The organism is Corallococcus sp. CA054B (assembly GCF_003611625.1).
In the GTDB taxonomy this organism is placed as follows: domain Bacteria; phylum Myxococcota; class Myxococcia; order Myxococcales; family Myxococcaceae; genus Corallococcus; species Corallococcus coralloides.
Window position 1 is genome coordinate 1 of sequence record NZ_RAVY01000102.1, and the last position, 18,872, is coordinate 18,872.

Below are 18,872 nucleotides of genomic sequence, written 5' to 3' on the forward strand. Positions count from 1 at the left end.
GCCTTCGGGGGCGGCGCGGGCGGGGCCTCGCCGGTGCTCACCTCGGCGTAGCCCTCGCGGACCTTCTCCGCGACCTTCTTGTTGTACTCGCGCAGGGCGGCTTCCTCGTCCGGGAAGGCCTTCTCCTTGCGCTGCCCCGCGGTGCCGATGCGACCGTAGGTGACGATGAAGGTGGCGCCCTGGACCTCGGGCATCCAGAACTTGGAGCTGTTGCCGTCGACGAACTCGAACCTGCGCATGACCCGGGAGGCTACTCCAACCCCGGGGGACTTTTCGCGCGCTTCAGTCCGCCTTCGTGGCCAGCGAGCGCAGCCCCTCATCGCGCGACACGCTGCCCGTGTAGCCCAGCTCCAGCCGGGCCTTCTCGTCGCTCACCGTCACCTCCTGCCCCGCGAGCAGCAGCTCCGTGCGGGACAGGGGCGGCGCGCTCTTGAGGCCCAAGAGGTCCCAGACGAAGTCGCTGACCACGGCCACGGTCGCGGCCAGCCCGGTGGGCAGGGTCTTGTCGCCGGGCTCCACGCCCTGCGTCTTCAGCAGCGCGGTGACGAAGGCGCGGAACTCCACGGGCGGGCCGTCGGTGAGGAAGTACGCCTGACCGCCCTGCCCCTTCTCCGCGGCCAGCAGCATGCCCTCCACCACGTTGGCCACGTGGCAGGTGGACGTCAGGTAGTGCCCGCCGCCAATCCAGCGGAAGCGCCCGGACTTCACCGCGGCGACCAGCGCGGGCAGCACGGTGGTGTCCCCCGGCCCCCAGACCATGCGGGGCCGCACGGCGACGGTGGTGAACTCCGGCGAGTTGACCTGGAGCACGAGCCGTTCAGCCTGGCCCTTCGTGGACGGGTACGGGCCCACGGGGCGCTCGGGCAGCGGGTGCGTTTCATGGAGGTTCACCATGGGGCCGCCGTCCACGAGCACGGCCTCCGTGCTCACGTGCACGAAGCGCTTCACGCCGGCCGCGCGCGCCGCCTCCAGCACGGCCTCCGTGCCGCGCACGTTGGTTTCATAGAAGGCCGCGCGGGGACCGGACATCTTCACGTGCGCGGCGGCGTGGAAGACGGTGTCGCAGCCCTCCATGCCCAGGCGCAGGCGCTCCGGATCGCTGAGGTCACCCTCCCACGGCTCGCCGCCCGCGGCCTGGATGGCCTGCGCGGCCTCTGGCGAGCGGGACAGCGCGCGCGCCGGTTCTCCGCGCTTCGCGAGCGCCGCGAGCAGGTGCTTCCCGACGAACCCCGAGCCACCGGTGACGAACGCGCGCACGTGTGAAGCCTCCTTCGTCCGAGGACGCCGCTCCTACCACTCCCGGCGCGGGCCGGGTAGCCCGCGCGAGTCCGTCAGAACATGTCGCGCAGCGAGGGGGCGGGGCCCGCGAACAGGGCGCTGGCGGTGTCGAGCGACGCGTCGTCCCCGGTCAGCATGCCGGCGAGCTGGAGTGCGCGAGGCGTGAGGAAGCCGGTGTAGAGCGGCGCCAGGGTGCGCACGTGCAGCTTGAGGCGACCCTCGCCGCCGGGCCGGACGCGGGCGGTGCCGCCCTCCACCTCCAGCACGAAGCGCCCCGTGTTCTCCGGGAGGAGGTCGTCCTCCACGTCCAGGTGGAGCGCGCCGGACAGGCCGGGGGCGAAGCCGCGTGCCTCCAGGGCGCGGGGGACATCCAGCAGGCGCGTCATCCAGTGCATGGAGAGCTTCACCTGGTAGGTCTGTTCGCGCAGCAGCGCGAGGAGCGGCTCGTCCGCGCCGCCGAACCACATCACGTCCCGCGCCAGCGAGCGGTGGTCGCCCAGGAAGCGCAAGAGCCGTCGCGCGGCGGCGGGCGTGGTGGCGGTGAAGTCGGTGAGCTTGAGGACCTGCGTGGGCACGGCGCCCTGGGGCGACAGGCTCCGCACGAGGTACACGTAGCCCTCGATGCCGGACGCGCCCTCCACGACGTAGCCGTAGGCGGTGTCGTTGCGGGGCGTGCGCACGCGCCGCCAGATGTAGTCCCCCCGGTCCAGCCAGCCGTGGTGCTGGGAGGCGAAGCGCCGGTAGCACGCCTCCACCGCCGCGTCGTCGGACGGGCGCATGGGGCGCAGGGACAGCGAGCGTTCCCCCAGCTCCAGCGAGGCCGCTTCGACGTGGATTTCGTAGCGCGCGCCGGAGACCTCGTAGCCCACGCGCCGGTAGAGCGGCTGGGTCGCGGGGTAGAGGACGGAGAGGGGTGCGCCTTCGTCGCGCATCTCGCGCAGGAAGCGATGGAAGAGGCGCGTGGCCGCGCCGGCGCCCCGGAGCGCGGGAGCGACGCCCACGCCGCCCACGCCGATGAGGGGCACCGAGCGGCCGCCCAGGAACTGGCCCATGCGGATGAGGGTGAGCGTGGCGGCCACGTCACCGTTCACGCGCAGGATGCGCAGGGAGGATTCAGAGAAGTTCTTGCGCACCACGGTCTCGGAGTCCGCGAGCGGCATGGCGAACGCCTGCGTGGTGATGTCCGCGATGGCGGCCAGTTCCTGCTCATCCTTCGGCGGTCCGTAGTTGTCCGTCTCCATCCCTCATCCCCTTGCTTCAAGTCAGGCGGCACAGCATGGCGCAGAGGCTGGAGCGTGGGAAAGGCCGCGCGGATCCGCTGTCACTTCGTGGGCTTCGGAGCCGGCGGCAGGCGTCCGTACTTCCGCAGGGCCTTCACCAGCCGCTCGGGTGGCAGGCCATGGACGCGGACGCTCTGGAAGCCGGTCATCGTGTCGGAGGCGAGCATCGAGTTGAGGATGGCCTCCTGGGTGGCCTGCACGGTGGCTTCGAAGAGGGGGGTCATCCGCTCGTTGTCGAGCATGGAGACCGGAGCGACCTCCGTGGAGCTCACGGGCTGGGTGGAGAACGCGAGGAAGATGTCGCCGGAGGAGTTCTCTCCCAGGCCGCCCAGCTTCCCAATCGCGAGCGGCACGCGCCGGGCCACGCGGTCGAGCTGGTGCGGCAGGAGCGGCGCGTCGGTGGCCACCACGATGATGATGGAGCCCATGCCTTCCGGAGGCGGCGGACCGGCGCTGGCTCGCCGCGAGCAGGGCGGCAGGTTGGCGCGGTAGGGCCCTTTGGGAGGGGCGTCTCCGAAGTAGCAGGAGCGCAGGTCGGGAATCTCCTCGCCCACGGGAGCGCCCGCGACGGAGAAGAGGCGGCGGCTGCCGTAGTTGCACTGCACGAGCACGCCGAGGGTGTAGCCGCCCTGCTCCGCCGGGAGCTTGCGGGAGGCCGTGCCGATGCCGCCCTTGAAGCCATGGCAGATCATGCCGGTGCCGCCGCCCACGGAGCCTTCCGCGACGGGGCCCGGGCGCGCGGCGTCGAGCGCCTGCATCGCGTGCAGGGGTCGGACGTGGAAGCCATCGATGTCGTGGAGGAAGCCATCCCAGGTCTCCGCGACCACGGGAAGGCCCAGCTCCCAGGTGAGGTCGCGCTTCTGGGCCCAGGTGATGACGCCCTCGTGCACGGCGCCCACGGCGTGGGTGTCGCTGATCATCACGGGGCCGGAGAGCAGGCCGGACTCCTTCACCCAATGGGTGCCGGTCATCTCACCGCTGCCATTGAGGTCATGGGTCGCCGCGAAGACAGGCTGCGCCACGGCCTCGCGGCCCCGGGGCAGCACGGCGGTGACGCCGGTCCGCACCTGAGCGCCCGTGTTCAGCGTGACATGGCCCACTTCCACGCCCTTCACGTCGGTGATGGCATTGAGCGCACCGGGCTGGCCACCAAAGGGGATGCCCAGGTCACTGGACCGAGGACGCGCGGTGCTTGTGATTGGAAGGAGGCACAGCAGGCCCAGGAGGGCGGCGGGACGAAGTTCCATGGGCTCGCGTTCTACACCTCGACGAACTGTCCTCCCACGATGCCGGTCTGTTCCAGTGCGGCCTTGAGTTGTCCATCGACGATGAGCGAGGACCGAAGTCCCCACGGGCGGAACACGCGCTCGTCAGCAACCTTTGTTTTGTCGATACGCAGCCCGGCGACGTACTTGTATCCCCCGACCTTTTCGGGCTGCCCGTCCTCAGGAGTCCACAGCTTGAACTCTTCACTCGCGGCCTCATCAACGCATCGGACCGTGCGCGCCGCGACCAGGAGGAAATAAGGCTCGACCTGCCCTTCGACCTGCACTGGAAAGAGCTGCACGTCGGTGGGGGCCAGCGCGCGAAAAACCTCTGCGGTCCGAGTACTGAGAACGGGCGTAACCCCTACGCCAGCGGAGGTGAAGTCCAGGGGCATCCCAGGACGGGAGAGCGGAACCCGCAGCGGGCCGGGGTCGGGAATGAACACCCCATCCGTGAACACCCAAGGGTCCTCCAAGGGTTGACCGTCAGCATGGGTCGGTGTCTTGAAGTACCAGCGCCCCGGTACGTACGCGTCGATGAACAGGTCGAAGAACCGCCGTTGCTTCACGTCAGGCATTGGGATCCCTGGTGATGAGCTTTCGCATGAGGGTGCCCGCAGTCGTCAGTTCTTCCGCGATAGCTGTCAGGACGTCCACCAACGCAGTCCGACACTGCGCGACACCCCTACATTTCGCCATCGCCAGGGTGAGTCGATTGAACACTTCTTGATGGTATTCTGCAGGATGAGGTCCTCGATGCCCGTTGATTCGAACCAGGTTCGCCGCGTCATTGAGGCTCATTCCCGCCTGTTCAAAGAAGGGTTCGAAGAGGGGCGTCCAGGGGCCACCTGACTGCTCCGACACCTCGTTCTTGTCCGTGCAGATGTGATGAACATCTCCCTCCGGGTCCCCCTGAATCCCTCCGCCCCCGGGCCCCATGGCGACTGCCGCCACCGCGGTGGGCGCCAACGTGACGTTGAGCACTCCTGCTGACGACACGGAGATGGACCGCACTTCCCCGGCCAGCACCCGCGACAGCTGGAATCCACCCTCCACCTCCGCCCTCAACGCCGCCTGCGGGAAGCCAGGCATCCTGGGTGCCTGCGCAGCCATCGCATTCCTGCCACCGAGCGCCGTCATCGCGACAATGACCAGCACCCGGGCCCCGTTGTCCCCCAGCACGCGTCCGAAGCGATGCCCTGCGTCCTTCAGCGCAGCCTCGTCCCTGGCGTCCCGGGACTCATCCATGAGCCGCAAGAAGGCCTGTCCCAGGTTCCACACGGGCCCGGTGCCCAGATACGCGATGAGCGACGCCGTCAGCACCACCGCGACCAGCTTGGTGATGGGCTCCGGCGCGACCAGCATCACCATCGCGGTGCCAATCATCGCCGTGACCATGGTCCGCAGCGCGGCGGGGTCCATCAGGTCCTCCACCGCGTCCGCCACTCCCTCCCAGACCGTATCGAGCGCGAAGGAGAGCGCCATTCTCCACCGCGCCATCGGATCCAAGGGAAAGTCGTCGCTCAAGCGGAGCGCCTGCCGGCCTCGAACACCGTCGACGATGCCACCCGCCGACGCGAGCAGGGAGCGCCGGCCCTCCTCCCGGAGCGCGACATCCAACTTCAACTCGAGCACGAGCTGCGTGACCGCGTCCTTGAACGCCTCCTCGTCGATACGCACCGGCTTCGTCTCCGCCGGCGTATAGGCGATGGGCCTGCCCCGCCCCGTGTCCAGGTTCACCACACGCGTCGTCGCGCAGCCCGCTGTCAGCCACAACAGCGCGGCTATTGCCCAGAGCTTCATGTGCCCTCCACGGCTCACGGATCCGACGAGACCATCCGCTTCAGCTACAGCATTTCCTGCGTCTGATCTCCTCGTACCATCCCATGCGCGGTTTCAACCAAGCCCAGGAGGACAGCGGGACGAAGTTCCATGGGCCCGCGTTCTACACCTCGACGAACTGTCCTCCCACGATGCCGGTCTGCTCCAGTGCGGCCTTGAGCCGAGCATGGAGGATGATGGGCAGGAGATAGCCCCAGGGGCGGAAGACGACGGCGTTGCCCACCTTCGAGGTGTCGATGCGCAAGCCGGAAACGACGTGGTACTCGCCCACCTTTTCGGGACGCCCATCCTCGGGTGTCCAGAGCCGGGCCTCTTCACAGGCGGCATCGTCGATGCAGCGGATCACGCGCACCACGTTGAGCAGGTAGAACGGTTCGGACTGCCCCTGGACCTCCACTGGAAAGAGCTGCACGTCATGCGGTGCCAGTTCCCGGAATACAGACGCGATGCGCCCACTGACGATGGGCGTTCCGGCCACCGTTGTCTTGTCGAAGTCCAGCGGCCGCCCGGGCCGTGACAGCGGCACACGGAGCGGCCCGGGGTCTGTGACGGTCTTCCCGGACACGAACGCCCAGATGTCAGGAACCGGTTTCCCATCCAGGCCAGTGGGCTCCCGCAGATACCAGCGGCCCGGTGCATCAATGTCGAAGTCGAGCTCGAAGAAGTGTCGCATCGCACGGCTCACGGTTCCGACGAGACCACCCGCTCCGGCTCCAGCACCTCCCGCGTCCGCGCTCCGCGCTCGATGTAGCCCGCGCCGCCTCGCAGCTCCCGTCCGTCCTCCAGCACGGCGATGAGGCTGTATGACGACTCGCCTCGGACGGGATAACTCAGGGCCACGGTGTCCCCCTTGCCCATGGCGCGGTAGATGACCTGGCCTCGGTCGTGCTCGATGCGCACCTCGCGCACGTCCTGGCCGGTGCGGTTCTCCACGCGCACCTCGATTCCCGCTCGCGTGGGCCCCGTGTCATGCAGCCACAGCGCGACCCCGGCGATGAGCGTCAGGACCGAACCCAGCACCATTCCTCCCAGCACCCACAGGAATCTCATGACACTCCCTCCTCTGTGATTGCCGCGCAGGCAACCGACGCCGCCGTTCTAACAGGCGCGTCCGCCCACCCGTGCTAAGCCCTGGCGTCAGGAGGAAGCACGCCCATGCGGAAACTGACCTATTACGTCGCCACCTCGCTCGACGGCTTCATCGCCTCGCCCACCGGCGCGTACGACTACTTCAGCACGGAGCAGGACTACTTCGACGCCATCGCCGCCGAGTACCCGGAGACGCTCCCCGCCGGCTACCGCGCCTTCAAGGGCATCACCGGCCCGGGCAAGCACTTCGACACCGTGCTGGAGGGCCGCAACACCTATCAGGTCGGCCTGGACGCGGGCGTCACCAACGCGTACCCGCACCTGGAACACTACGTCTTCTCCCGCACCCTCACGAAGAGCCCCGACCCCGCCGTCAACCTCTCCAGCACGCCGCTCGCCACCGTGCGCGAACTGAAGGCGCGTGACGGCCTGGGCATCTGGCTGTGCGGCGGCGGCGCGCTCGCGGCCGAGCTGCTTCCCGAAATCGATGCGTTCATCATCAAGATCAACCCCGTCGTCGTGGGCCAGGGCATCCGCCTCGTCGAAACGGGCTACGCCCCCCACCGCCTGCGCCTCACAGGCACGCGCACGCTCGACTGCGGCGTCGTCTTCCTGAGCTACGACCACCTCAAGCCCTAGCCGGGCCGGCCGCGCGTCACGCAGGCATCCGGCCCACGCATTGGACCTGAGGCCAATCCGGGACCTGGAAACCGACGGGTTCTCCACGCAGAGTGCGAGCTTCCGCCCTGCTCGGAAGCCCGGTGTGCCGGCAGGGTTGGATGGTGGATGGATCCCCTCTGTCGTTCCTCGCCGCTGACCCCGCACCGTGCGTTACGATGGAGCGTCTATGAGAAGTCCCCTGGACGACAGCCCGCCTCCTTCGTCCGCCAGCGGTGGCGACATCGCCTATGCGTCCCCCAGCGCGGCTCGGGACATGGGGGCACAGCTGCGCCTGTTCATCGACAGCGTGAAGGACTACGCCATCCTGACGCTGGATCCAGCAGGCAACATCATGAGCTGGAACACCGGCGCCGAACGCATCAAGGGCTACCGGTCCGAGGAGATCCTCGGTCAGCACTTCAGCCGCTTCTACACCCCCGAGGACATCGCCCGCGGCAAGCCCCAGCAGGACCTGGAGATCGTCAATCGCGAGGGCCGCGTCGAGGAGGAGGGCTGGCGCGTCCGCAAGGACCACAGCCTCTTCTGGGCCAACGTCGTCATCACCGCGATGCGTGACCTCCAGGGCCAGCTGGTGGGCTACGGACAGGTGACGCGCGACTTCACCGAGCGCAAGCTCGCCCAGGAGCAGCTGCTGCAGAGCGAGGAGCGCTTCCGCCTGCTCGTCGAGCACATCCAGGACTACGCCATCTACATGCTCGACGCAGAGGGCCGCGTCTCCACCTGGAACGCGGGCGCCGAGCGCTTCAAGCAGTACAAGGCCGAGGAGATCATCGGCCAGCACTTCAGCCGCTTCTTCCCCCCGGAGGACGTGGCCCGGGGCAAGCCCTGGTACGCCCTCCAGGTCGCCACCCGGGAGGGCCACTTCGAGGAGGAGGCGTGGCGCGTCCGCAAGGACGGCAGCCTCTTCTGGGCCAGCGTCGTCATCACCGCGCTGCACGACCCGTCAGGCAAGCTCCGGGGCTTCGCCAAGGTGACGCGCGACATCACCCAGCGCAAGCAGCACCAGGAGCGGCGCGAGCTGGAGATGCTCCGCGACGCCGTGCGCGCCCGCGATGAGTTCCTCTCCGTCGCCTCGCACGAGCTGAAGACGCCGCTCACCCCGCTCCAGCTGAAGCTCACGGCCCTGCTGCGCACCGTGGAGAACAACCCCTCCGCCACCCTGCCCGTGGAGCGCATCGCCCGCGACCTGGAGGTGGCGCGCCGCCAGGTGCGCAAGCTGTCGGACCTCATCGAGGACCTGCTGGACGTGTCGCGCATCAGCATGGGCCAGCTGCGGTTGGACCGGGCACCCATGGACCTGGCCTCGCTCGCGCGGGAGGTGGTGACCCGCTACGCGCCCCAGTCCGCGCAGGTCGGCTGCACCGTCACGCTGGAGGCCGCCACGCCCATCATGGGCCACTGGGACCGGTCCCGGGTGGATCAGGTCGTCACCAACCTGCTCACCAACGCGCTCAAGTACGGCGCGGGCAAGCCCGTCCTCATCCGGGTGCGCATGGACGCCGGACTCGCCGTGCTGAGCGTGAAGGACGAAGGCATCGGCATCCCGCTCGAGGACCAGCCTCGCGTCTTCGAGCGCTTCGTGCGCGCCGTCTCCGAACGCAACTACGGCGGCCTGGGGCTGGGGCTCTTCATCACCCAGCAGATCATCGAGGCCCACGGCGGCATCGTGCAGGTGCGCAGCAGCCTCGGCGAGGGCTCGACCTTCACCGTGATGCTGCCCCCGGGCCCGGACCTCACCCCGGAGCCGGACGCTCCTCCCGAGCCGTGAGGATGTAGCGGTAGGGCACCACGCGCGTCAGTTCGTGCAGCGTGGTGACCCCGGCCGCCACCTTCGCCAGCGCGTCCTCCACCAGCGTGCGGAAGCCCCGCGCCCGGGCGTGCCGGCGCAGCTGGACGCCCGGCGCCCCGGTGGCGATGAGCAGTTGCAGCTCCGGGTCCACCACCAGCAGCTCGAAGAGCCCCACGCGCCCCTTGAAGCCGGTGTGGCGGCACGCCTCGCAGCCCTGCCCTGCCCGGGGCTGCACGCCGTCCAGCAGCGGCCCCAGCAGCGCCAGCTGATCCGCTGTGGGGTGGGTGGGCGCGGAGCACTCCGGACAGATGCGCCGCACCAGCCGCTGCGCCAGCACCGCGAGCAGCGCCTCCGCGATGTCGCCGTCCTCCAGCTTCAACCCGCGCAGGCGGCTCACCGCGCCAATGGCATCCGCCGTGTGCAGCGTGCCCAGCACCACGTGCCCCGTGGATGCCGCCATCAGCGCGGTGCTGCCCGTCTCCAGGTCTCGAATCTCACCCACCAGCATCACGTTGGGGTCCTGCCGCAGCAGCGCTCGCAACAGCGTCAGGTGCGGCATCTGCGGCGACACCTGCTTCTGGTTCACCTTGGGGACCACGTATTCAATGGGGTCCTCCGCGGTGATGATCTTCTTGCGCCCGTCGTTGAGCCGCGCCAGCGCCGCGTACAACGTCGTCGTCTTCCCGCTGCCCGTGGGGCCCGTCACCAGCACCAGCCCCTCCGGGTTTCCCAAAAGCCGCAGCACCGTGGCCTGCAGCTCCGGCGTCATCCCCAACTTCTCCACCGGCACCAGGCCCAGCGTGGCGTCGAGCAGGCGGATGACCACGTCCTCGCCCGCGGGCGAGGGCACCACGCTCACGCGGAAGTCCACGAACTTCCGTCCGGCCGCCCCTTCGTAGAGCGCCCGCAGGCGGCCGTCCTGGGGCCGCCGCTTCTCCATGATGTCCAGCCCCGCCATCACCTTGATGCGGCTCACCACCTCCGGCAGCGAGTCCGGGGAGATGTCCGTGTACGTCTGGTGGAGGATGCCGTCGATGCGGTAGCGCAGGTCCACGTCGTCCGTGTAGCTCTCCAGGTGGATGTCGGACGCGTTCTGAGTCACCGCCACCGCGAGCACGTGGTTCACCAGCTCCACCGCCGTGGGCCGTGGGGACAGCGCCGCGCCGGCCTTCAGCACCACGTCCACCGACGCGTGCGCTCCCGCGCCGAAGCCCACTTCCAATGCCGAGTCGATTTCGTAACGGTTGAGCCGCACGGGCCGCACCGGCCGGCGCAGGAAGTCCGCGATGCGGTAGCGCACGGACTCGTCCTCCGGGTCCAGCATCGCCACCGTCACGGGCTCCGTGTCGTGGGCCGCGTCCACCTTGCCCATCACCGCGACGCCCAGGCGGCGGCAGAAGGACTCGGGGAGCAGGCGCAGCGATTCACGGTCCAGCGTGAACTGGGGCAGTTCGGAGAACGGGGGTACATCCGGGGGAGCCATGGCCTGCCGGCTTATCACGGCGCCCCTCGCGGCCTGACAGGGCTGCTATCGTCCCCGGCATGTCGCGGCCCCCCGCGGACCCTCCCGCCATGCCGTCGCTGCTGGTGTTCGCCGTGGCGGTGCTGCTGTTCGGCTCGCCGCTGCGCCGGCTGTGGCTGGCCGAAGGGGCTCCCGCTTCGCTCCCCTTCCTCGTGTGGCTGGGCGTCATCGCCCTGGGCGGCTGGGTGGCGCACCGGAGCCTGCGCCCATGACGCTGGGGCCGGGCCCGCTCGTCGTCGCCTCCGTGGCCTACCTGGGCGTGCTGTTCCTGGTGGCCTACGCGGCGGAGCGGGGCCGCATCTCTCCTCGCATCACCCAGCACCCGCTGACGTACGCGCTGGCCCTGGGCGTGTACGCCACGTCCTGGTCCTACTTCGGCAGCGTGGGCTACGCGGCCCGCCATGGCTTCCGCTACCTGGGCATCTACCTGGGCCTCACGCTCGCGTGCCTGCTCGCCCCCGTGCTGTGGCGTCCGCTGCTGCGGCTGACGCGCGAGCTGCAGCTCACCTCGCTCGCGGACCTGCTCGCCTTCCGCTACCCCGGCCAGGTGACGGGCACGGCGGTGACGCTGTTCGCGCTGGCCGGCAGCCTGCCCTACCTGGCGCTCCAGATTCGCGCCGTCGTGGAGTCCGCGCGCCTCTTGAGCCCCGCGGCGGCCCCGGCGCTGGTGGGGCCCGGCTTCTGCGGCGTGCTCATCGTCTTCTCGCTCCTCTTCGGTGCCCGCCACCCCGCCCCGCGCGAGCGGCACGAGGGGCTGATGCTGGCCATCGCCTTCGAGTCGGGCGTGAAGCTGCTGGCGCTGCTCATCGTCGCGGGCTGGTGCGTGGTGTCCGTCTTCGGCGGCGTGGGCGGGCTCAATGACTGGCTCACCCGCCACCCCGAAGCGGTGGAGGCGCTCCAGCGTCCCGCGCGCGACGCGCCCTGGGCGCCGCTGCTGGTGCTCTCCACCATCGCCGCGTTCCTCACGCCCCGGCAGTACCACGTGGCCTTCACCGAAGCGCCCGAGCGCGACGGGCTGGCCACCGTCGCGTGGGCCTTCCCGCTGTTGATGCTGCTCATCAACGCGGCGGTGCCCGTGCTGCTGTGGTCCGGAGAGGCGCTGGGCCTGCCCTGGCCCGCGGACTTCCACGTCCTCTCCGTGCCCATCGCCCAGGGCGCCCCGCTGCTGGCCCTCATCGCCTTCCTGGGCGGCGTGTCCGCGGCGAGCGCCATGGTCATCGTCACCACGCTCGCGCTCGCGCCCATGTGCCTGACGCACCTGGTGCTGCCGCTGGGCACCACGCGCGGACGGGACGACCTCTACGGGTGGTTGTTGTGGGCCCGGCGCGTGCTCATCGCCGCCATCATCCTCGCGGGCTACGGCTTCTACCGGCTGCTGAACGCGCGGGCGACGGGGCTGGTGGACCTGGGGCTCGTGTCCTTCGTGGCCACCGCGCAGTTCGCGCCGGGCGTGCTGGGGCTCCTGATGTGGCCCAAGGCCACGCGCGCGGGGCTGCTCGCGGGGCTGCTGGCGGGCGGCGCGACGTGGGCCCTCACGCTGCTGGCCCCCCTGTGGGAGCCGCCGTCACTGGTGGCCTGGACCAACCAGGTCTCCGTGAGCCTGGGCTTCAGCGCGGAGGAACCCTGGGGCTTCGCCACCTTCACCTCGCTGGCCCTCAACTCCCTGTGCTTCGTGGCGGTGTCGCTCGTCACGCGCCAGTCGGTGGAGGAGAGGGAGGCCGCGCGGGTGTGCACGCGCCAGGCGCCGGGGCTCGCGAAGGGCAGCGTGGCGGCCAGCTCCCCGGACGAGTTCCGCCGGCAGCTGGAGCCCGTGCTGGGCGCGCAGGTGGCCGCGGCGGAGGTGGACCGCGCGCGCGAGGCGCTGGAGATGTCCCCCGACGAGCGCCGGCCCGCGGAGCTGCGCCGCCTGCGCGACGGCGTGGAGCGCAATCTCTCCGGCCTCATCGGCCCGGTGCTGGCGCGGCTCGCGGTGGGCGAAGCGCTGCGGCTGGACCCTGGCGCGCGCACGGCGCTGGCGGATCAGCTGCGCTTCGTGGAGGAGCGGCTGCGCGACGCGCGCGACATGCGCGGCCCCCTGCGCGAGCTGGAGGTCGTGCGCCGCTACCTCTACCGCATCCTGGAGGACCTGCCCCTGGGCGTGTGCGCCATGGGGCCTGACGGCGAGGTCGTCATCTGGAACGCCGCGCTGGAGGCGCTGTCGGGCGTGCCCATGGACTCCGCGCGGGGCGTGCCGCTCGCGCGCCTGCCGGAGCCCTGGGGGCCGCTGTTCGCGGAGCTCGCGCGGGCCCCTGGCGGCGACCACGAGGTGCGCGTGACCGTGGGCGGCAAGCAGCGCTTGCTGCGCCTGCACCGCTCGCGGCTGGCGCCCTCGGACGGCGCCAGCGGCGGGGAGACGGGCATCACGTTCCTGGTGGAGGACTGGACGGAGCGCAAGGCGGTGGACGCGCGGCTCGCGCACCAGGACCGGCTCGCGTCGCTGGGCCGGGTGGCCGCGGGCGTGGCGCATGAGATTGGCAACCCGCTCACCGCCATCGCCAGCATCAGCCAGAACCTCAAGTATGAACTGGAGGACCCGGAGGCCGTGCGCGAGCGCGTGGGGCTCATCCTCCAGCAGTGCCGCCGCATCGACACCATCGTCCGGGCGCTGGTGGGCTTCGGCCACTCGGGCACGGTCGGCGGCGAGTCCCGGCCCTTCACGCGCGTGGCGGTGGGTCCGCTGCTCGCGGAGGCCGCGCAGCTGGCCCGGCTGTCCCGCAAGGCGCGCGACGTGGCGTGCACGCACCAGAGCCCGGACGGGCTGGACGTGCGCGGCGACGCGCAGCGGCTGGAGCAGGTGCTGGTGAACCTCTTGACCAACGCCATCGACGCGTCGCCCGCGGGCTCGCGCGTGGAGCTGTTGGCGGAAGCCTCTGGAGATCAGGTGCGCATCCAGGTGGAGGACCGGGGGCACGGCATCGCCCCGGAGCTGTCGCAACGCATCTTCGAGCCGTTCTTCACCACCAAGCAGCCCGGCGAAGGCACCGGCCTGGGCCTCACGCTGGTGGAGGGCATCGTGCGCGAGCACGGCGGCACGCTGCGCATCGAGGGCCGTCAGGACGGCGGCACCCGCGTGACGCTGAGCCTGCCCCGTGCTGACACGCTGAAGCAGGAGGCCTCCGCTTGAGCCGCATCCTGGTCATCGAGGACGAACCCATCATCCGCACGGAGCTGCGCCGTCTGCTCACCCGCGCGGGCCACGACGTGGCGGAAGCCGGCGCCGTGCCGGAGGCCGCGGCCGAGCACGCGCTGGACGCCTTCGACCTGGTCATCTCCGACCTGCGCCTGCCCGGGCCACCAGGCACGGACATCATCGCGCTGTGTCCGGGCGTGCCGGTGCTCATCATGACCAGCTTCGCCACGGTGAAGTCCGCCGTGGACGCGATGAAGCTGGGCGCGGTGGACTACATCGCGAAGCCCTTCGACCACGACGAGCTGCTGCTCCAGGTGGAGCGCGTGCTGCGCGAGGGCCGCCTCACCCGCCAGAACGCCGCCCTCAAGCGCGAGGTGGAGCAGACCTGGTCCCCCGGCGGCATGGTGGGCAACTCCCCCGCCATGCGCGACGTGTTCGAGCGCGTGCGCAAGGTGGCCCCGTCCGCCGCCACCGTGCTGGTGCTGGGCGAGTCCGGCACCGGCAAGGAGCTGGTGGCCCGCGCCGTCCACGCGCAGAGCCCGCGCGCGGAGGGGCCCCTCATCGCGGTCAACTGCGCCGCCATCCCGGAGGGCCTGCTGGAGAGCGAGCTGTTCGGCCACGAGAAGGGCGCCTTCACCGGCGCGCAGGCCGCGCACGCTGGACTCGTGGAAGCCGCGCACGGCGGCACGCTCTTCCTGGATGAGATTGGAGAGCTGCCCGCGCCCGCGCAGGCGCGTCTGTTGCGCATGCTCCAGGACGGCGAGGTGCGGCGGGTGGGCGCCACGCGTTCGCGCAAGGTGGACGTGCACATCCTCGCGGCCACGCACCGCGACCTACCCCGCCGCGTGCAGGAGGGGCTGTTCCGCCAGGACCTCTACTTCCGCCTGCGCGTCGTCGAAATCCGCCTGCCGCCCCTGCGCGAGCGCGGCGAGGACGTGCCCGCGCTGGCGAAGCACCTGCTGGAGCGGGCCAGCCGCCGCGTCGGGCGCCCGCCCGCATCGCTGTCCCCGGACGCGCTGGCGGCCATCGCGCAGCACCCCTGGCCGGGCAACGTGCGCGAGCTGGAGAACGCCATCGAGCGCGCGGTCATCCTCGCGGACGGACCGCTCCTCACCGCCGACCTGCTGGCGCTGGAGCCGCCGGGCGGACCGGGCGCGGACGGCAATCCCCCTGCGCTGGAGGAGACGGACTTCCCGCCCGTCCCGGCGAGCGAGGACCCACGCTCGCCCGACTCCATGGAGGAGTACTTCCGCCGCTTCGTGCTGGAGCACCAGGACCGCATGGGCGAGACGGAGCTCGCCCGCCGGCTGGGCATCAGCCGCAAGACGCTCTGGGAGAAGCGTCAGCGGCTGGGCATCCCGCGCACCCGCGCCTGAGGCGTCTCCCGAGCCCCCGGGCGGGTGTTACGACGCGCTGCACGAATCGTTACGGGGAGTAACGCCCTGTCACCTTCCGCCACATCCTGACGCGGCGAGCCAACCCCCAAGGTCCTGAAACCCGGAGCGTGCCCGGGTGGAACGGGCGTTGCTCAGGGGATGGGGACCCATGCGCCCCGTCCCCCCTCCCCTTTCGCGGTTCCTGGTGCTCACGGCCCTGCTGACCGCGCTGCCGGCGGCGGCGGGCAAGCTCCAGTTGGGCGAGGACGCGGTCCTCAACGTGGACGTGTTGCTGCATCCGCAGATGCAGCTCGTCAAGGACGGCGCGCCCACGGGCGGCGTGGGGACGGACTTCTTCCTGCGCCGCGTGCGGCTGCTCATCTTCGGCAACATCACGAAGAAGCTGTCGTTCTTCATCGACACGGACCAGCCGAACTTCGGCAAGAACGGCGACTACAGCGTCGCCTTCTTCATCCAGGACGCCACGGTCGCGTACGAGTTCGCCGACAAGACGTGGGTGGAGGCGGGCTTCATCCTCGCGCCGCTGTCGCACCACGCGCTGCAGGGCGCCATCGCGCTCCAGACGGTGGACTACCACTCCGACCTCATCCGCTACCCGTTGGGCGTGGGCAAGGTGTGGCGCGACATGGGCGTGCAGGTGCGCGGCTTCGCGGGCCCCTGGACGTACCGCGCCGCCATCCTCAACGGCGTGGAGGGCGCGAAGCTGGAGAATGGCCAGACGGTCAACGCGGACGACCTGCCGCGCGTCGTGGGCCACGCCCGCTACAACGTCTGGGGCCACGAGTACGACCAGTTCCTGCGCGGCATCTACTTCACGGACCAGCCGATGCTGTCGTTCGGCGTGGGCGGTGACTTCCAGTACGGCGCCATCGCCACCGCCTCCGGCATCCACTCCGCGGTGGCCCTGGCGGCGGACGTGTTCCTGGACATTCCCATCGGCGACGACCAGGAGTTCGTCTTCCAAAGCAACGTCTTCTCCTGGCAGCAGGGCTTCGACAACGTGCGCAGCGGCACCGGCTTCTTCGTGGAGCTGGGCTACCGCATCGGCATCGTCGAGCCCGTCTTCTCCAGCGAGTACTTCAACGGGCGCGTGCCGCGGACGGACCTGCTCACGTTCAAGCCCGGCCTCAACCTCTGGTTCCAGAAGCACACCTTCAACCTGAAGACGGAGGTGGCCGTGTCGCGCGTGGGAGACATCGCCCACGCGACCACGGGCATCACCGGCACCGCTCAGCTCCAGCTCTTCTACTGAGGACTCCACCCATGGCCACCGACACGGATTCGCTCTTCCAGCCCAAGGAAGCCTTCCGCCGTACCGCGCACGTGAAGAGCCTGGAGGAGTACCAGCGCCTCTACCGCCAGAGCCTGGAGGCCCCGGACGCCTTCTGGGGCGAACAGGCCCGGCAGCTCTCCTGGTTCCACCCGCCGGAGTCCATCCGCGAGGTGAATGAACAGGCCGCCGACTTCGCCTGGTTCGTGGGCGGCAAGCTCAACGTCACCGTCAACTGCGTGGACCGCCACGCGAAGGCGCGCCCGGACAAGGCCGCCATCCTCTGGGCGAAGAACACGCCCGGCGAGTACGAGACCATCACCTTCCGCGACCTCGCGCACCACGTGAACCGCCTGGCCAACGTGCTCAAGGCGCACGGCGTGCGGAAGGGCGACCGCGTCATCGTCTACCTGCCCATGATTCCGGAGCTGGTGTACTCGCTGCTCGCGTGCGCGCGCATTGGCGCGGTGCACTCGGTGGTGTTCGCCGGGTTCTCCGCGGACTCGCTGCGCGAGCGCGTGCTGGACTCCGGCGCGAAGGTCGTCATCACCGCCAATGAAGGCCCGCGCGGCCCCAAGAGCGTGGCCACCAAGGCCATCACCGACGAGGCCCTGGACGGCCTGTCCCAGGTGGCGTCCGTGCTCGTCGCGCGCCGCACGCCCAAGGAAGTGCCCATGCGCGAGGGGCGCGACCACTGGCTGGACGTGGAGCAGCAAAAGCACCGCGGCGTCTGCCCCGCGGAGTGGATGGACGCGGAGGATCCGCTCTTCATCCTCTACACCTCCGGCTCCACCGGGAAGCCCAAGGGCGTGCTGCACACGACGGGCGGATACCTCGTCTACGCGAACACGACGTTCCGCTACATCTTCGACACGCAGCCGGACGACGTGCACTTCTGCACCGCGGACGTGGGCTGGGTGACGGGCCACTCGTATCTCGTGTACGGCCCGCTCTCCACCGGCACCACCACCGTCCTCTTCGAGTCCACGCCGACGTGGCCGGACGCCAGCCGCCTCTGGCAGGTGGTGGACGACCTGAAGGCCACCGCGCTCTACACCGCGCCCACCGCGCTGCGCTCGCTCATCAAGGAGGGCGACAGCTTCGTCACCAAGTCGTCCCGCAAGTCACTGCGCCTGTTGGGCAGCGTGGGCGAGCCCATCAACCCGGAGGTCTGGCGCTGGTTCCACGACGTGGTGGGCGAGGGCCGCTGCCCCGTGGTGGACACGTGGTGGCAGACGGAGACGGGCGGCATCCTCATCGCGCCGCTGCCGGGTGCGACGCCCGCCAAGCCCGGCAGCGCCACCCTGCCCTTCTTCGGCGTGGAGCCGGTGCTGGTGGATGAGGAGGGCCGCAAGCTGGAAGGCAACGGCGTCAGCGGCAACCTGTGCCTCGCGCGCTCGTGGCCGGGCCAGGCGCGCACGCTGTACGGGCACCACTCCCGCTTCGTGGAGACGTACTACGCGCGCTTCCTGCCGCTGTACTTCACCGGCGACGGCTGCCGCCGCGACGAGGACGGCTACTACTGGATCACCGGCCGCGTGGACGACGTGCTCAACGTGTCCGGCCACCGCCTGGGCACCGCGGAGGTGGAGAGCGCGCTCGTCGCCCACGAGGCCGTCGCCGAGGCCGCGGTGGTGGGCTTCCCGCACGACCTGAAGGGCACGGGCGTGTGCGCCTTCGTCACGGTGAAGCCGGACTTCCTGCGCACCCCGGACGAGAAGATGGTGGGCACGTTGCGCGAGCAGGTGCGCCACGTGATTGGGCCCATCGCCACGCCGGACCGGGTGGTGCTGGTGTCGGGCCTGCCCAAGACGCGCTCTGGAAAGATTCTCCGCCGCATGCTCCGGAAGATCGCTGGCGGTGAGACGGAGAACCTGGGTGACGCGAGCACGCTCGCGGACCCCGCGGTGCTGGATGAACTGCTGACCAAGGGCCTGCCTCCCGCCCCCCGCCGCTGAAGTCCTCTCGCGGTCCCTTTCACGCTTCGCAAGGAGGAAAACGATGCACGGCAATTCCAAGGACGAGGCGTTGAAGGCGCTCGCCGCGCGGCGCTGGCGCGTGGCCGGTGCGCTCACGGTGGCGATGCTGGTGGCCTACCTGGGCTTCATCCTGCTGGTGGCCTTCAACCGGCCGCTGATGGGGCACCAGTTCGTGCCGGGGCTGTCCGTCGGCATCGTGCTGGGGGCGCTCACCATCCTCTTCGCCTGGGTGCTGACGGGCGTCTACATGAGCTGGGCCAACCGCAAGTACGACAGCGCGCTCGACGAACTGCGCCGCTGAAAGGCCACCC

17 protein-coding genes are annotated in these 18,872 nt (G+C 70.3%); 8 read left to right on the plus strand and 9 right to left on the minus strand.

Translation table 11 applies throughout. From position 1 onward, the window contains the following. The 8 genes from D7V80_RS23430 to D7V80_RS23465 form a co-directional block, all read right to left on the minus strand. A partial coding sequence (locus D7V80_RS23430; protein WP_120590271.1) for a WGR domain-containing protein occupies positions 1–239 on the minus strand: 239 nt, incomplete at its 3' end. A gap of 43 nt (positions 240–282) precedes the next feature. Beyond that, positions 283–1,257: an NAD(P)-dependent oxidoreductase gene (locus tag D7V80_RS23435; RefSeq protein WP_120590272.1), complete on the minus strand. Its 975-nt coding sequence runs from the start codon at positions 1,255–1,257 to the stop codon at positions 283–285. Between the two features lie 74 nt (positions 1,258–1,331). Beyond that, the gene (eis, locus tag D7V80_RS23440; RefSeq protein WP_120590273.1) at positions 1,332–2,519 is read right to left on the minus strand and encodes an enhanced intracellular survival protein Eis; all 1,188 of its coding nucleotides are present in this window, start codon (positions 2,517–2,519) and stop codon (positions 1,332–1,334) included. 80 nt (positions 2,520–2,599) lie between these two features. Continuing rightward, positions 2,600–3,805, minus strand: coding sequence for a P1 family peptidase (locus tag D7V80_RS23445; RefSeq protein WP_120590274.1), 1,206 nt, complete (start codon positions 3,803–3,805; stop codon positions 2,600–2,602). Positions 3,806–3,816: 11 nt separating this feature from the next. Continuing rightward, on the minus strand, positions 3,817–4,401 hold the full coding sequence (locus D7V80_RS23450; protein WP_120590275.1) for an imm11 family protein: 585 nt from the start codon (positions 4,399–4,401) through the stop codon (positions 3,817–3,819). Beyond that, positions 4,394–5,626 carry an AHH domain-containing protein gene (locus D7V80_RS23455; RefSeq protein ID WP_120590276.1) on the minus strand — a complete coding sequence of 411 codons (1,233 nt, stop codon included), beginning with the start codon at positions 5,624–5,626 and terminating at the stop codon, positions 4,394–4,396. Before D7V80_RS23455 ends, D7V80_RS23450 begins: the two co-directional genes overlap by 8 nt. A gap of 142 nt (positions 5,627–5,768) precedes the next feature. Next, positions 5,769–6,338: an imm11 family protein gene (locus D7V80_RS23460; protein ID WP_120590277.1), complete on the minus strand. Its 570-nt coding sequence runs from the start codon at positions 6,336–6,338 to the stop codon at positions 5,769–5,771. A gap of 8 nt (positions 6,339–6,346) precedes the next feature. Next, complete coding sequence (locus D7V80_RS23465; protein ID WP_120590278.1) at positions 6,347–6,715, minus strand: hypothetical protein; 369 nt, start codon at positions 6,713–6,715, stop codon at positions 6,347–6,349. Positions 6,716–6,820: 105 nt separating this feature from the next. Between D7V80_RS23465 and D7V80_RS23470 the strand changes: the two genes are divergently transcribed. Both D7V80_RS23470 and D7V80_RS23475 read left to right on the plus strand, forming a co-directional pair. Continuing rightward, positions 6,821–7,393, plus strand: coding sequence for a dihydrofolate reductase family protein (locus D7V80_RS23470; protein ID WP_120590279.1), 573 nt, complete (start codon positions 6,821–6,823; stop codon positions 7,391–7,393). Positions 7,394–7,601: 208 nt separating this feature from the next. Continuing rightward, complete coding sequence (locus tag D7V80_RS23475; protein ID WP_120590280.1) at positions 7,602–9,203, plus strand: PAS domain-containing sensor histidine kinase; 1,602 nt, start codon at positions 7,602–7,604, stop codon at positions 9,201–9,203. Here the strand turns inward: D7V80_RS23475 and D7V80_RS23480 are convergent. Continuing rightward, positions 9,169–10,707 carry a GspE/PulE family protein gene (locus D7V80_RS23480; protein ID WP_120590281.1) on the minus strand — a complete coding sequence of 513 codons (1,539 nt, stop codon included), beginning with the start codon at positions 10,705–10,707 and terminating at the stop codon, positions 9,169–9,171. The two genes, D7V80_RS23475 and D7V80_RS23480, sit on opposite strands and share 35 nt — an antisense overlap. Before the next feature lie 59 nt (positions 10,708–10,766). Between D7V80_RS23480 and D7V80_RS23485 the strand changes: the two genes are divergently transcribed. From D7V80_RS23485 to D7V80_RS23510, 6 genes are all read left to right on the plus strand, one after another. Beyond that, positions 10,767–10,958, plus strand: a complete 192-nt coding sequence (locus D7V80_RS23485; protein ID WP_120549901.1) for a hypothetical protein — start codon at positions 10,767–10,769, stop codon at positions 10,956–10,958. After that, entirely contained in the window at positions 10,955–13,909 is a 2,955-nt protein-coding gene (locus tag D7V80_RS23490) for an ATP-binding protein (protein WP_120590282.1), read from the plus strand. Before D7V80_RS23485 ends, D7V80_RS23490 begins: the two co-directional genes overlap by 4 nt. Next, positions 13,906–15,291, plus strand: a complete 1,386-nt coding sequence (locus tag D7V80_RS23495) for a sigma-54 dependent transcriptional regulator (protein WP_120590283.1) — start codon at positions 13,906–13,908, stop codon at positions 15,289–15,291. The genes D7V80_RS23490 and D7V80_RS23495 overlap by 4 nt, the downstream gene beginning before the upstream one ends. Before the next feature lie 169 nt (positions 15,292–15,460). Then, positions 15,461–16,564: a porin gene (locus D7V80_RS23500; RefSeq protein WP_120590284.1), complete on the plus strand. Its 1,104-nt coding sequence runs from the start codon at positions 15,461–15,463 to the stop codon at positions 16,562–16,564. An 11-nt stretch (positions 16,565–16,575) separates the two neighbouring features. Then, the gene (acs, locus tag D7V80_RS23505) at positions 16,576–18,540 is read left to right on the plus strand and encodes an acetate--CoA ligase (protein ID WP_120590285.1); all 1,965 of its coding nucleotides are present in this window, start codon (positions 16,576–16,578) and stop codon (positions 18,538–18,540) included. A 43-nt stretch (positions 18,541–18,583) separates the two neighbouring features. Then, positions 18,584–18,862 carry a DUF485 domain-containing protein gene (locus D7V80_RS23510; RefSeq protein WP_014399169.1) on the plus strand — a complete coding sequence of 93 codons (279 nt, stop codon included), beginning with the start codon at positions 18,584–18,586 and terminating at the stop codon, positions 18,860–18,862. The last annotated feature ends 10 nt before the right edge of the window (positions 18,863–18,872 follow it).

Excerpts from the sequence above, each read along its gene's own strand:
- D7V80_RS23475 (WP_120590280.1), top strand. The coding sequence starts at position 7,602 with ATGAGAAGTCCCCTGGACGACAGCCCGCCTCCTTCGTCCGCCAGCGGT.
- D7V80_RS23470 (WP_120590279.1), top strand. The coding sequence starts at position 6,821 with ATGCGGAAACTGACCTATTACGTCGCCACCTCGCTCGACGGCTTCATC.
- D7V80_RS23510 (WP_014399169.1), top strand. The coding sequence starts at position 18,584 with ATGCACGGCAATTCCAAGGACGAGGCGTTGAAGGCGCTCGCCGCGCGG.
- D7V80_RS23460 (WP_120590277.1), bottom strand. The coding sequence starts at position 6,338 with ATGCGACACTTCTTCGAGCTCGACTTCGACATTGATGCACCGGGCCGC.
- D7V80_RS23450 (WP_120590275.1), bottom strand. The coding sequence starts at position 4,401 with ATGCCTGACGTGAAGCAACGGCGGTTCTTCGACCTGTTCATCGACGCG.
- acs (WP_120590285.1), top strand. The coding sequence starts at position 16,576 with ATGGCCACCGACACGGATTCGCTCTTCCAGCCCAAGGAAGCCTTCCGC.
- D7V80_RS23490 (WP_120590282.1), top strand. The coding sequence starts at position 10,955 with ATGACGCTGGGGCCGGGCCCGCTCGTCGTCGCCTCCGTGGCCTACCTG.
- D7V80_RS23485 (WP_120549901.1), top strand. The coding sequence starts at position 10,767 with ATGTCGCGGCCCCCCGCGGACCCTCCCGCCATGCCGTCGCTGCTGGTG.
- D7V80_RS23480 (WP_120590281.1), bottom strand. The coding sequence starts at position 10,707 with ATGGCTCCCCCGGATGTACCCCCGTTCTCCGAACTGCCCCAGTTCACG.
- D7V80_RS23445 (WP_120590274.1), bottom strand. The coding sequence starts at position 3,805 with ATGGAACTTCGTCCCGCCGCCCTCCTGGGCCTGCTGTGCCTCCTTCCA.
- D7V80_RS23465 (WP_120590278.1), bottom strand. The coding sequence starts at position 6,715 with ATGAGATTCCTGTGGGTGCTGGGAGGAATGGTGCTGGGTTCGGTCCTG.
- eis (WP_120590273.1), bottom strand. The coding sequence starts at position 2,519 with ATGGAGACGGACAACTACGGACCGCCGAAGGATGAGCAGGAACTGGCC.
- D7V80_RS23500 (WP_120590284.1), top strand. The coding sequence starts at position 15,461 with ATGCGCCCCGTCCCCCCTCCCCTTTCGCGGTTCCTGGTGCTCACGGCC.
- D7V80_RS23455 (WP_120590276.1), bottom strand. The coding sequence starts at position 5,626 with ATGAAGCTCTGGGCAATAGCCGCGCTGTTGTGGCTGACAGCGGGCTGC.